Origin of the sequence: Campylobacter sp. MIT 12-5580, from assembly GCF_005406235.1 — a bacterium.
Taxonomy (GTDB): domain Bacteria; phylum Campylobacterota; class Campylobacteria; order Campylobacterales; family Campylobacteraceae; genus Campylobacter_D.
In genome coordinates, this window is sequence record NZ_NXLK01000001.1 from 287,959 (window position 1) to 300,471 (window position 12,513).

10 protein-coding genes and 2 tRNA genes are annotated in these 12,513 nt (G+C 34.7%); 9 read left to right on the forward strand and 3 right to left on the reverse strand.

What is annotated here, in order from left to right:
* The first annotated feature begins 1 nt into the window (after position 1).
* From leuS to CQA38_RS01470, 9 genes are all read left to right on the forward strand, one after another.
* Positions 2 to 2,440, forward strand: coding sequence for a leucine--tRNA ligase (leuS, locus tag CQA38_RS01430; protein ID WP_137632225.1), 2,439 nt, complete (start codon positions 2 to 4; stop codon positions 2,438 to 2,440).
* The gene (gene lptE, locus CQA38_RS01435) at positions 2,437 to 2,943 is read left to right on the forward strand and encodes an LPS assembly lipoprotein LptE (protein ID WP_137632226.1); all 507 of its coding nucleotides are present in this window, start codon (positions 2,437 to 2,439) and stop codon (positions 2,941 to 2,943) included. The genes leuS and lptE overlap by 4 nt, the downstream gene beginning before the upstream one ends.
* Entirely contained in the window at positions 2,936 to 4,321 is a 1,386-nt protein-coding gene (locus CQA38_RS01440; RefSeq protein ID WP_137632227.1) for a hypothetical protein, read from the forward strand. Before lptE ends, CQA38_RS01440 begins: the two co-directional genes overlap by 8 nt.
* Positions 4,311 to 5,474 (forward strand): Mur ligase family protein, encoded by a 1,164-nt coding sequence (locus CQA38_RS01445; protein WP_137632228.1) that lies wholly within the window; start codon positions 4,311 to 4,313, stop codon positions 5,472 to 5,474. Before CQA38_RS01440 ends, CQA38_RS01445 begins: the two co-directional genes overlap by 11 nt.
* Positions 5,475 to 5,478: 4 nt before the next feature.
* A complete protein-coding gene (locus CQA38_RS01450; protein ID WP_137632306.1) occupies positions 5,479 to 6,369 on the forward strand; it encodes a M23 family metallopeptidase in 891 nt (296 codons plus the stop codon).
* Complete coding sequence (locus tag CQA38_RS01455) at positions 6,315 to 6,710, forward strand: polymer-forming cytoskeletal protein (RefSeq protein WP_137632229.1); 396 nt, start codon at positions 6,315 to 6,317, stop codon at positions 6,708 to 6,710. The genes CQA38_RS01450 and CQA38_RS01455 overlap by 55 nt, the downstream gene beginning before the upstream one ends.
* 6 nt (positions 6,711 to 6,716) lie before the next feature.
* Positions 6,717 to 9,668, forward strand: coding sequence for a DEAD/DEAH box helicase (locus CQA38_RS01460; RefSeq protein ID WP_137632307.1), 2,952 nt, complete (start codon positions 6,717 to 6,719; stop codon positions 9,666 to 9,668).
* Positions 9,669 to 9,680: 12 nt separating this feature from the next.
* Positions 9,681 to 10,361 (forward strand): endonuclease III domain-containing protein, encoded by a 681-nt coding sequence (locus tag CQA38_RS01465; RefSeq protein WP_137632230.1) that lies wholly within the window; start codon positions 9,681 to 9,683, stop codon positions 10,359 to 10,361.
* Between the two features lie 75 nt (positions 10,362 to 10,436).
* Positions 10,437 to 10,511 (forward strand) — tRNA-Asn (locus CQA38_RS01470).
* Between the two features lie 22 nt (positions 10,512 to 10,533).
* Here CQA38_RS01470 and CQA38_RS01475 read toward each other — a convergent pair.
* The 3 genes from CQA38_RS01475 to CQA38_RS01485 form a co-directional block, all read right to left on the reverse strand.
* Positions 10,534 to 11,172, reverse strand: a complete 639-nt coding sequence (locus CQA38_RS01475; protein WP_137632231.1) for an HAD family hydrolase — start codon at positions 11,170 to 11,172, stop codon at positions 10,534 to 10,536.
* Positions 11,173 to 11,202: 30 nt separating this feature from the next.
* Positions 11,203 to 11,279: transfer RNA gene (locus tag CQA38_RS01480), tRNA-Ile, on the reverse strand.
* An 88-nt stretch (positions 11,280 to 11,367) separates the two neighbouring features.
* Complete coding sequence (locus tag CQA38_RS01485) at positions 11,368 to 12,480, reverse strand: FtsW/RodA/SpoVE family cell cycle protein (protein WP_137632308.1); 1,113 nt, start codon at positions 12,478 to 12,480, stop codon at positions 11,368 to 11,370.
* Between the last annotated feature and the right edge of the window lie 33 nt (positions 12,481 to 12,513).

The window sequence follows — 12,513 nt, forward strand, 5'->3', positions numbered from 1 at the left end:
AATGGCATATGAAGCAAGTGTGATAGAAAAAAAATGGCAGCAATTTTGGCAAGAAAGTGAGGCTTTTGAGCCAAAAGATGATTTAAGCCTAGCTAAAAAATATATCTTATCTATGTTTCCTTATCCAAGCGGACGCATACATATGGGGCATGTAAGAAATTATACCATAGGCGATGCGCTTGCAAGACACTATAGAAAAATGGGCTTTAATGTGCTTCACCCCATAGGCTTTGATAGCTTTGGTATGCCTGCTGAAAATGCTGCTATAAAACATAAAATTCACCCTAAAACTTGGACTTATGAAAATATAGCTTATATGCAAAAAGAGCTTTTTTCTTTGGGCTTTTCTTTTTCAAGAAAACGTATGCTAGCAACTTCTGATCCTCTTTATACCAAATTTGAGCAAGAATTTTTTATCAAAATGTTTGAAAAGGGGCTTATTTACACAAAAGATGCCCTTGTGAATTGGTGTGATCATGATAAAACTGTGCTTGCAAATGAACAGGTTGAGGATGGAAAATGCTGGCGTTGTGGGCATGAGGTTATCCAAAAAAAGATGCCTGGATACTACGTAAAAATCACTGCTTATGCAGATGAGCTTTTAGCTGGACTTAAGGAACTTGAGGGTAAGTGGAGTCCTCAGGTTTTAACCATGCAAGAAAATTGGATAGGCAAGAGTTATGGGCTTGAGTTTGCTTTTAAACTTGATGATGAAAGTGCTTTAAAGGCTGAAGCTTCTTCTTTTGAGGTCTTTACAACAAGGGCTGACACACTTTTTGGCGTTTCTTATGTGGCTTTAGCTCCAGAACATAGCATAGTAAATGCTTTGCTTGAAAAAAACTTACTTGATGAACATACAACACAAAAGATTAAAGCCATACAAAATCAAAGCCCAAGAGAAAGGCAGATGAATGACAAAGAAGGCTATTTTTTAGGGCTTTACGCCCTTCATCCTTTAACAGGAGTAAAAATTCCAGTTTGGGTAGCAAATTTTGTTTTGGCTGATTATGGTAGTGGGGCAGTTATGGCTGTGCCAGCTCATGATGAAAGGGACTTTGAATTTGCTAAGAAATATGATTTAAGTATAAAGCAAGTCATTGATGATGAAAATTACGATCCAAGCAAGGCTTATACAGATAAAAAAGGCAAGCTTATTAATAGTGGCGAATTTGAAGGCTTAGAATGCAATGAAGCAAGAGTAAAAATAGCGAAGAAATTTGAGCAACTTGGCATAGGCAAAACAATTACTAATTTTAAAATTCGTGATTGGGGCGTTTCAAGGCAGAGGTATTGGGGTTGTCCTATACCTATGGTGCATTGTAAAAGCTGTGGTTTAGTCAGTGAAAGGCTTGAGAGCTTACCTATAACCCTGCCAGATGATGTAAGTATCACAGGAGAGGGCAATCCTTTAGAAAAGCACCCCACTTGGAAGCATTGTAAATGCCCAAAATGTGGGCTTGAAGCTCAAAGAGAATGTGATACTTTAGATACTTTTTTTGAAAGTTCTTGGTATTATGCGCGTTTTGCAAGTGATGAAAAAACTTGGCAAGAAAAGGCACTTGATGAAAAAAGCACGGATTATTGGCTTGGAGTGGATCAATACATAGGCGGTATAGAGCATGCTATCTTGCATTTGCTGTATGCTCGTTTTTTCCAAAAGGCTTTAAGGGATTTGGGGTATTTAAGAGCTAATGAGCCTTTTGTACGTCTTTTAACGCAAGGAATGGTGCTTAAAGATGGAGCCAAAATGAGTAAGTCAAAAGGCAATGTCATTGATCCAGATGAGATTATTAACAAATATGGAGCCGATACAGCAAGACTTTTTATACTTTTTGCAGCCCCACCAGCAAAAGAGCTTGAATGGAATGCTGATGCTGTTGATGGAGCATATCGCTTTTTAGCAAGGCTATATGAAAGAGCCTTAAAGCTTAAAGGCAAAAGCTTAAAAGCTATAGATCAAAATGCCTTAAACAAGGATGAAAAACTTGCAAGGCTTAAAGTTTATGAGGCTTTGAAAAAATCAAATGAATTATATGAGAGCAATTTTGCTTTTAATACCCTAATCGCAGCTTGTATGGAAGCCTTAAATGCTTTAAGTGTAGCAAAGAATGAAAATTTAGAGCTTGAAGGCTTTTATATACTTTTAAATGTACTTGAGCCTATCATTCCTCACCTAGCAAGCGAGCTTTCAAATGAGCTTTTTGAGTGTAAAAATTTTAAAAAACTTGAGCTTTTAAGTGAAGTTTTTGTTAAAGATAGCTTTAATATAGGCGTAAGTGTGAATGGCAAAAAGCGAGCTGAGCTTGAAATAGAAGCAAATTTAAGCAAAGATGAGATTATAAGTAAGGCTAAAGAAAGCGTGGCAAAATGGCTTGAGGGTAAAGAGCTTATCAAAGAAATTTATATTGATAAGAAGCTTGTGAATTTGGTTATAAAATGATAAAAACTTTATTTGCTTTGGGTATAAGCTTTTTGTTTATTGCGTGTGGTTATGTGCCAACAAGTAAAGTCGCTCAAAAAGTTTTTAGTGATAAGGTGTATGTTAGCGTTGAAATTTCGCCACAAGACCCACAAAATAGCGTTTTTGTCGTTGATACCTTAAGAGAAGTGATTATCAATAAGCTTGGCAAAAGCCCAGCCCTTAAAGAAGAAGCTGATGAAAGCATCAATGTAAGAGTAGGAAATCTTGACTTCACTCCAATAATCTATGATGAAAATGGCTATGTTATCGCATATAAAGCAAAGCTTAATCTTGAATTTAATGTTGTGTTTAAAGATGGTAAAGAAGAGCTTATCAAAACGCAGGGGAGTTATGATTTTGCTATCTCGCCAAATAGTGTTATCAGTGATACAGCAAGGCTTGATGCGATGCGTTTTGCTTCAAGCGAGGCATTTGATGAGTTTGTCTCTATAGTTGCGATTAAAGGACAGCACAATGACTAATATCAACGAGCTTGCAAAGCAAACCTTGCTCTTGCTCGGGCAACGAGGCTTAAAACCTACGCCAGAAAATTATACTGAAGTTTTTGAAGAGCTTTCTTCAAAACGTGGTGTGAGTGGAGGCACCAAAGAAAAGGTAGAAAAATTTAAAGCTTTGTTAATCCCAGCACATCAAAATGATATCCAGCTTAAAAATATTAAGAACATTGATGAATTGCTTTTTTTTCTCATCTCAAAGATTAATCGCCAAAACAAAGAAAAATCCCCTCAGCTTTTTGAGTTTTTAAATATCATTATGAAAAGCTTGCTTGCAAGTAAAGATAAAAAGGTTAAAGATATAGCTTCTATGACTTTGGCTCGAATTTCAAAAGCAATGGATCTTGAAAGTATTTATTTGCTTGAAAAAAAATGGCAGCAATGGCAGCAAGATTATGAAGATCACGAACTTGAAGAAGAACTTAAAAAATATGGTATCAAAAATGATGATTTTACTCTTATCATTAAAAAACTTCTTTTTCAACTTAAGGCTCGATCATATGATAGATTTGCCAAGCTCATTGCTTTGTGCTTGCGTCCTTCTTTGCTTCATAGTGATAAGATTGCTGAATTTGAACAAAAACTTAAAGAAAAGCCATATATCCTTGCTCTTGATCAGGACAAAAGCGATACTTTTAAAAATGAACTTTTAGAAATGGTCAATAAAAGAATCAGCACGGATTTAATCTTCGTGCAACAAAACCTTAATTTTTTTGATCAAAATCTCCAAAAGCTTAACCAGCTCATCGATTTGCTTAATAATATCAATCAAAACAATGTCGCTTTTGTGAATTCTTTACAAAAAGAACAAGATGGCAGCGTGAAAGTTTCTTTTGATGATTTGAAAAACAAATTCCTTGCTTTAAACGAAAAAATCACACATATTCACGCCCAGCTTCACAAGGCAAGTGATACCAAACAAAGAGAAAATTGGACGCTTCAAAAGCACATACTCAAGCTTGATGAAGTGTTTTTGCAATATAAGATAAATTATGCTTTGTGCGTGTTTAGTGTTTCAAATTATCGTTTTATCATGGAAAAATACGGCGTGAGTAATTTAAGTGAAATTTTAGAACGATTTAAGAAAATTTTACAAGAAAATTGCGACGGAAACGATGAGCTTTGGATGCTTGATGAAAAGTCGTATTTACTTATCGTGCGTGCAAAAACTTATGAGCAAATTATCCCTTTTATGCAAAAAAATATCAATGAGATTGAGAATTTTAAATTTATTTATAAACAAGATGTCATCATTCCAAGCATAGTGAGCTTTTTTATGGATAAGGCAAGCTATCCTCACTTAAGTCTTTTAGATGAACTTTTAAAGAAAGTTAATGAAATTTAAAGCCTTTTTAGAACAAAAAGTAGAATACTCAACGCGAATCGATCGTTTTCGTGCGTTTAGTTTATATCACAAATACAAAAAAGACTTAAAGCTTAAACCCATCATTCATATCATAGGCACAAATGGCAAAGGTAGCACAGGACGCTTTTTAGCCCAGCTTTTATATAAACTTGGCTTTAAAGTAGGGCATTTTACAAGTCCGCATATTTTTGAATTTAATGAAAGATTTTGGCTTGATCAAAAAATACTTGATGATGAAACCTTGCAAAAAGCTCATGAGCGTTTGAGTGAAATTTTTCAAAGTGATTTAGAACGTTTGAGTTATTTTGAGTATGCGACTTTTTTGGCTGCGATTGTGTTTAAAAAATGTGATTTTGTTATCTTTGAAGCAGGCTTGGGAGGAGAGTTTGACAGCACTTCTTTGTTTGAAAAAAGATTAAGTATTTTCACAAAAATAGGCTTTGATCATACTCAAATTTTAGGCGATAGGCTTGAAATGATTGCTCGAACAAAGCTTAAAGTTATGGCAAAAAAGGCTGTGATTGCAAACGAGCAAGAAGAGCTTGTTTTGCAACTTAGTCAAAAAATAGCCCTTTTAAAAAAAGCAAAGCTGTTTTATGCAAATGAGCTTTTAGATACTAATTTACTTAAAGCAAGCAAAGCTTACGCACAAAAGCACAAACTCCCTTCTTTTTTAGAACACAATCTTAATCTCGCACTTGCTGCTTTAAGAGTATTACAAAATAAAACTCAAGCTTTTCATGCCATCAAAAAGCTTCAAAAGCTTGATTTAAGAGGCAGGTGCGAGCAAATAAGTGAAAATATCTTTGTTGATGTGGGACACAACGAGCTTGCAGCACGAGCTTTGATTGAAAAATTTAAAGGACAAAAGCTTTGTTTGATTTATAATTCTTTTTTAGATAAAGATATTTTTGCAATTTTAAGAATTACTAAGCCTATAATTGATAAAATTATGATTTACAAATACGAAAGTCAAAGAGAGCTTGCTACAAAACATATTAAAGAAGTAGCTTTAAAGCTTGATATAAAGTGCGAGGATTTCACAAAACTTGAAAAAGATCGAACTTATCTTGTCTTTGGCTCTTTTGTTTTGGTGCAGCATTTTTTAAAGGAGCATTTTGAGACCGCATAAGCGTATGCTGAATAAATTTACCATTACAATCACTGATGTAAATGGTTCAAAGCATTTTTATCTTTCTCAAGTGATTAAGAAAATTGCTTTTTATCTTATCGCTTTTGTTTTGCTTTTTTTAATCTTTAGTGCTTTTTATATCCATTATCTGGACTCTAAAGTCAGCGAACTTGACGCAAAAAGAGAAGAGTTGATACAAAATAGCAAAGATTTAGTCATAAATAACGAAAAAATGCAAGCAAGTCTTGCTGAAAAAGCTGAACAATATGCCGCTATAGAAGATAAAATCGCCATTTTTGAAGAACAGCTTGGGCTTGGTAATGAAAATAATCTGACTTTAAATGCAAGACTTGAAAAGCTCAATCTTACAAACGAACAGCAACTAGGTGTTTTGCTTCAAATTCCAAATGGTTATCCTATAGAAAACAAAGGGATTTCTGGTAATTATGGCTGGAGGGATCATCCTATCTTAAAAAGGCAGGAATTTCACACTGGTATTGACTTAAGAGCAACCGTTGGCACGCCAATTTATGCTCCAGCAAATGCAGTTGTTGAGTTTTCAGGCTATAATAGCAATGGTTATGGTTATATGGTAACTTTACAGCATAATTTTGGCTTTAAAACCATCTACGCTCATATGACGCGAAAAGATGTGGTAAAACCCGGACAATTTGTTTCAAAAGGAGAACTTATTGGTTATACAGGCAACACAGGAGCATCAACTGGTCCTCATTTGCATTATGAGGTAAGATTTATCAATAAGACTTTAGAACCTCTGTATTTTTTGAATTTAGATCGTAAAAATATGGATAAATTTTTTAATCAAGAAAGGAGAGTGCCATGGCAATCTTTAATAAAAGCAATATCAACAGCAGCGTCTCAGAAACAACAGTAATTTCAGCAGGAGCAAGGATAGAAGGGCAATTTTACTTTGATTCTATGCTTCATGTTGATGGCGAGATCAGCGGTGTAATCCACTCACAAAGTGTAGTTGTTATCGGTAAAACAGGGATCGTTAAAGGACAGCTTAATGCTGATAAGGTCGTTGTGAATGGAATTTTTGATGGTGAGCTTGATGCAAACAATCTTGAAATTCTTATGGGTGGTTTAGTCAATGGAAACATTGCTATAAAGGGCTTTGCTATAGAAAATGGTGGTAAGTTTAATGGCAATAGCAAGATCAAAGACGAAACACTTACACTTATTGAAAATACTGCTTCAAAAACCGAAGAATAAGCTTTGATTCAGGCTAAATTTTACGAGTTCTTGCAAAGCAAGCCAAAATGCGAACTTTTGCTTTGCGAGGATGATAAAGAAGCTGATGAGCTAGCTCAAGTTGCTTTATTTTTGGGCTTTAAAAGCTTTGTTTTGCCAGATTTTAGAGCAAGGCAAGATGATGATTTACGCCCTTTTTCAAAAGAGCTTTTTGAGCTTTGTAAGGTGCTTAATGCCTATCATCAAGAACAAAGCTCTCAAAAAATACTCATTTCTCCTTTGCATACTATCTTACATAAATTACCAGGTAAAAAGCATTTGCAAAATATCAGGCTTAAACTTGGCGAGCATATTGATGAAAAAGCTTTAAAAGATGAGTTTATAAGACTTGGTTATGACTTTGTAGATATAGTGCAAGATAAGGGCGAGCTGTCCTGGCGTGGCGAGATTTTAGATATTTTTGCACTCAATGAAGAACAGCCCTTTAGGATACTTTTTTTTGGCACCCAAATAGAAAGCCTGCGGTATTTTGATATAAATACTCAAAAATCTATACAAAATGAACTTCAAGAGCTTTACATTTGTCCTTTTTTGGCTCATTTTTCTCAAAGCGAGTTTGAGCATTTGCAAAATAAGCTTGAAAAATTTGAAAATTCGGCTTTGATTAGTGATTTTAATTCTTTTGGTTTTTGGTGCATAGATGATTTTTGTGATTATTTAGAGCTTGATTTTAAGAGCATAAAAAGCTTTAAGGACTTAGAATTTGAAGGGCTAGATAAGGCTAAGCTTGAAAAGATTAATGCTAGAGTTTTACAAGATGCTAAGCATTATAAAGACTTGCAAAGCACTTATTCAAGGGATTTTTTTAGTTTTCATCAAGATAAAGAAATTCTCATACTCGCACGAAATGAAGCTCTTTTTAAGGCTTTAAATATAGAAAAAACTCCAAATTTAAGTTTGCAGATAAGCCCTTTAAGGCTTCATCTTATCAGTCAAGAAAAGATCATACTTTCTTTAAATCAAAAAACGCCTAAAAAACGCGTGCGAAAAGCAAGTTTAATCATCGATGAGCTAAGCAAGGGCGATTTTATCGTGCATCAAGATTATGGTGTGGGAAAGTTTTTGGGGCTTGAGATGATTAAGATTAGCGGAGTAAAAAAAGAATTTGTAGCTCTTTTGTATCAAAATGATGACAAGCTTTTGCTTCCTGTTGAAAACTTATATATGATTGATAAATATATAAGCTCAAGTGTCCCAAGCATGGATAAGCTTGGCAAAGGCACTTTTTTACGCCTTAAAGAAAAGCTCAAAGAAAAGCTTTTTGCGATCGCTTCACAACTTGTGATACTGGCTGCTAAAAGGGCTTTGATTGAGCCTAAAAAAATTCATATTGATTATATAGAGCAGGCTAAATTTGTAGCAAGTGCAAATTTTACTTATACTGAGGATCAAACTAAGGCCTGTGAGGCTATTTTAGAAGATTTTCAAAGTGGTAGGGTTATGGATAGGCTTATTAGTGGGGATGTTGGTTTTGGTAAAACTGAAGTGGCGATGAATGCCATTTTACCGGTGCTAAAAAGTGGCTTTAGCGTGCTTTTTTTTGTGCCAACCACGCTTTTATCACACCAGCATTATAAAACTCTAAGCAAACGCTTTGCAAGTTTTGGTATAGAAGTTTTTAAATTTGATCGTTTTACAAGCACAAAAGAAAAAAAGCTTGTAAAAGAAAAGCTTGATTTAAATACTCCTTGTGTGATTATAGGCACGCACGCGCTTTTAAGCTTAAGATGTGAAAATCTAGCCCTTGTCATCATCGATGAAGAGCATAAATTTGGGGTAAAACAAAAAGAAAAGCTTAAAGAACTCAGCCACAATGCTCATGTGCTTTCTATGTCAGCTACGCCTATTCCTAGAAGTTTAAATCAAGCCTTAAGTCAGATCAAGTCGTATTCAAGCCTTCAAACTCCGCCTTTGCAAAGGCTTGATGTAAGAACTTATGTGAAAGAATACAATGAAGCCTTGCTTAAAGAAGTGATTGCTAGAGAGTTAAGAAGGGGCGGACAAATTTTTTATATACACAATCATATTGCAAGCATAGAACTTCGCAAAAAAGAGCTTTTGGAGCTATTTAAGGGTTTAAGAATTCTTGTGCTTCATTCACAAATTGACTCAAAAATTCAAGAAGAACAAATGCTTGAGTTTGAAAATAAAAAATACGATATGCTCCTTTGCACCAGCATAGTAGAAAGCGGCATAGATTTAGCTAATGTCAATACCATCATCGTTGAAAATGCTGATCGTTTTGGCATGGCTGATTTACATCAGCTTCGTGGCAGGGTAGGAAGGAGCGATAGGCAAGGGTATTGTTATTTTTTAGTTGAGGATAAAAATGCTATCACCAAAGAAGCCTTAAAACGTCTTGTGTCTTTAGAGAGCAATTCTTTTTTAGGGGCTGGTTCTGTGCTTGCTTATCATGATCTTGAGATACGAGGTGGGGGTAATTTATTAGGAAGCGATCAAAGTGGGCATATAGAGCAGATTGGACTGAGTCTTTATCTTAAAATGCTTGAAGATGAAATTAATGCCTTAAGTAAAAAAGAAGTGCTAAATGAAGAAAAAATAGACTTAAAACTTGGGGTAAATGCCTTTTTAAATCCAGAGCTAATCAATGAAGATCGCTTGCGTTTAGAGCTTTACAGGCGTTTAAGTAAGTGTGAAAGTGTAAATGAAGTCTATGAGATAGAAAGTGAAATCAATGATCGTTTTGGCAAGCTTGATACTTATACCCAGCAGTTTTTATCTCTTATCATCATAAAAATTCTAGGCTTAAAGCATTTTAAAAGCATTTCAAGCTTTGAGATGAATATACAATTTACCTATCTTGATGATACAAAAGAGCTGATAAAGGCTCGCAGTAAGGACGATGATGATGTGCTTGATGCTGTGCTTTCATTTTTAAGAAAAAAGCAAAGTGCGTAAAAAGGAGTTTTGATGAATGGGGCTGGGATTTTTGACTTTTTGATACATTTAAATTTAGATTATGAGGGCTTTGATTGGCTTGAAAATAGGGGCTTGAGTGATTTTGAGCTTCTTATTTCTGTGATTTTAACGCAAAATACAAATTGGAATAATGTCTTAAAAGCCCTAAATAATCTAAAAAACGCTCAAATTTCAAGTATAAAACAAATCGCAGAGCTTGAAAATGAAGAACTTGCAAGACTTATTAAGCCAAGTGGATTTTATAATACCAAGGCAAAACGTTTAAAAAATCTATGCGAAAAACTCATCAATGAGTATGAAAGCTTAGAAAATTTCAAAACAAAAGCCAGTAGAGAGTGGCTTTTAAATATCAAAGGGCTTGGCTTTGAAAGTGTTGATAGCGTGCTTAATTATCTTTGCAAGCAAGAATTTCTTGTCGTTGATAGCTATACTAAACGTTTAGCCCTAGCTCTAGGTTTTGAGTTTGAAAGCTATGAGGAGCTAAGGGAGTTTTTTCAAAGCGGGATAGAAAGCGAGCAAGCAAAGCTTTGCAAGGCTTTGAAAAAAGACTATGAGCTGTATGAGCTTTATCAAATTTTTCACGCTTTAATCATAGCCTTTGGTAAGGCTTATTTTAAAGGGGCAAAATTAAGCCTTGAAGGTGAAAAACTTTTAGCACAATTAAGGGCTTAAATTTAGAGCTTTTTTTAAAAAAGTCTTGACAAAAAAGAGCTATTTTGCTACAATCACACTTTTAATTTTAAAAATTCCGGATTAGCTCAGCGGTAGAGTAGGTGGCTGTTAACCACTTGGTCGCAGGTTCGAATCCTGCATCCGGAGCCATTCTTTTCTTTCAAATTTCTCATTATAGTTTCTCAAGATATCTCACCGCTTCATAAGCATTTTCTTTAACTATGACCTTTTGAGCAAGCAAGCTTTCTTTACTTTCATAGCCACAGCTTAAAGCAATACACCCAATTTGAGCGTTTTTAGCTGCTTGTATATCAAGATGAGTATCACCGAGCATAAAAGCATTTGTTTTTTCTTTGCAAAGTAAGTTTAAAGCCTTAAGTATAGGTTCTGCATCTGGTTTTGGCTTGATAACATCATCTCTTCCTACAATGACTTTAAAAAAATGCCCTACGCCTAAATGCTTAAGTAAAATTTGGCTAAATACAGAACTTTTTGTCGTAACTACTGCTAAATCAGCAAATGAAAAAGCAAGCTCAAGAGCTTCTTTTGTTTTTTCTAAAAGTGTGGTTTGTTCAAGATAGACTTCTTTGTAAGCATTTTTATATACTTGAATGTATTTTTGAGTATCCTCAACCTTAATACCTAAATTTTTAAATATCTCATCTAAAGGTAAGCCTATCATATTTTTGATGGCTTCATCATCATGAAAATCATACTTAAAATACTCAAAGCTTTTATGGAAGCCGTGTAAAATAGCCGAAGTAGAGTCAATTAAAGTGCCATCTAAGTCAAACAAAATCGTCTTTTGCATAAAATTTCCTTGATGAGTATTAAAAAGAAGTGGTGGATTTAGCAGGACTCGAACCTGCGACCAACCGGTTATGAGCCGGTTGCTCTAACCAACTGAGCTATAAATCCGCCTTTAAAAGTAAGAAAGCAAAAATTATACTCTACATTTGCTTAATTTTAACTAAACGCTATAAAAACAAGTTGGATTTTTAAGCGATCAAGCACCCTTAAGTCTGATTTTAGTATCTAAAGCAAAATACCTAAAAGTGATAAGGTGCTGTAAAATTCCAAAAAACACCATAAAGGTTGTAAAAGAGCTTCCTCCATGACTGAAAAAGGGCAGTGGTATGCCAACAACAGGGGCAAAGCCTATAGTCATAGAAACATTTACAGCCGTATAGATAAAGATAAATAAAGCAACGCAGTTTAATGCTACGCGCGTAAAATAATCATCTTTAAATTTAGCATTTAAGCTGAGCAAATGAAAGATCAAGAGCATATAAAGTAAAAGTAAAAATGCCCCTCCTATAAATCCAAAACGTTCCACAGCATACGCAAAAATAAAATCGCTTGTTGAGATAGGCAAGAATTTAAAATGCGTTTGGGTTGCTTCATCGCTATTTTTGCCCTTAAGTCCGCCGTTTCCAATAGCGATTATGGATTGCTGGACTTGGTAACTTGGCTTTTCGGCTAAAAAATCATGAATTCTTTGCTTTTGATATGGCTTTAAAAAATGCGTGTAAATGATGGGCGAGGATACGGCGATGACTAAAAAAATACTCAACCAAATTTTATAATTTACTCCTATGATAAAAAGCGTACCAAAACCAACGATAATCAAAACCGTCGCTGTGCCAAGATCTGGTTCTGCAGCGATGAGAAAAAAAGGCAAAAGTATATAAAAGCTAAGCTTTAAAAAGCTTTTGAGCTTATAGCCATTTTTAGGCGGAGGATCGCGGTAGATAAGATAAGCAAGCATTAAGATAAAAGAAGGCTTAAGAAGCTCTGAAGGCTGTATAGTAAAGTGTGTAAATGGCACCTCAAGCCATCTTTTTGCTCCAAGTTTTTCAACACCAAAAATATCGACACTTAAAAGCAAAAAGATATTGATCCAATACAGCAAAGGTATGAGCCATGCAAGCTTTCTAATAGGAAGTATGAAAAAAAACGAAAAGCACAAAAAGCCTACTAAAGTGTAAATGAGCTGTTTTTCAGCCAAAAAAGAGCTAACTTCAGCCACCAAAATAAAAGAAATGGCGATGATTGGCAAGATCAAAGCAGGTTGGACAAAATCAAAGTGAGTGAGAATTCTTCTATCAAATAATTTAATCACTTAAAAAGCCTTAATAAATTTGTAGTATTA

Coding starts and splice junctions, on each gene's coding strand:
- leuS (WP_137632225.1), top strand. CDS start 2: ATGGCATATGAAGCAAGTGTGATAGAAAAAAAATGGCAGCAATTTTGG.
- lptE (WP_137632226.1), top strand. CDS start 2,437: ATGATAAAAACTTTATTTGCTTTGGGTATAAGCTTTTTGTTTATTGCG.
- CQA38_RS01440 (WP_137632227.1), top strand. CDS start 2,936: ATGACTAATATCAACGAGCTTGCAAAGCAAACCTTGCTCTTGCTCGGG.
- CQA38_RS01445 (WP_137632228.1), top strand. CDS start 4,311: ATGAAATTTAAAGCCTTTTTAGAACAAAAAGTAGAATACTCAACGCGA.
- CQA38_RS01450 (WP_137632306.1), top strand. CDS start 5,479: ATGCTGAATAAATTTACCATTACAATCACTGATGTAAATGGTTCAAAG.
- CQA38_RS01455 (WP_137632229.1), top strand. CDS start 6,315: ATGGCAATCTTTAATAAAAGCAATATCAACAGCAGCGTCTCAGAAACA.
- CQA38_RS01465 (WP_137632230.1), top strand. CDS start 9,681: ATGAATGGGGCTGGGATTTTTGACTTTTTGATACATTTAAATTTAGAT.
- CQA38_RS01475 (WP_137632231.1), bottom strand. CDS start 11,172: ATGCAAAAGACGATTTTGTTTGACTTAGATGGCACTTTAATTGACTCT.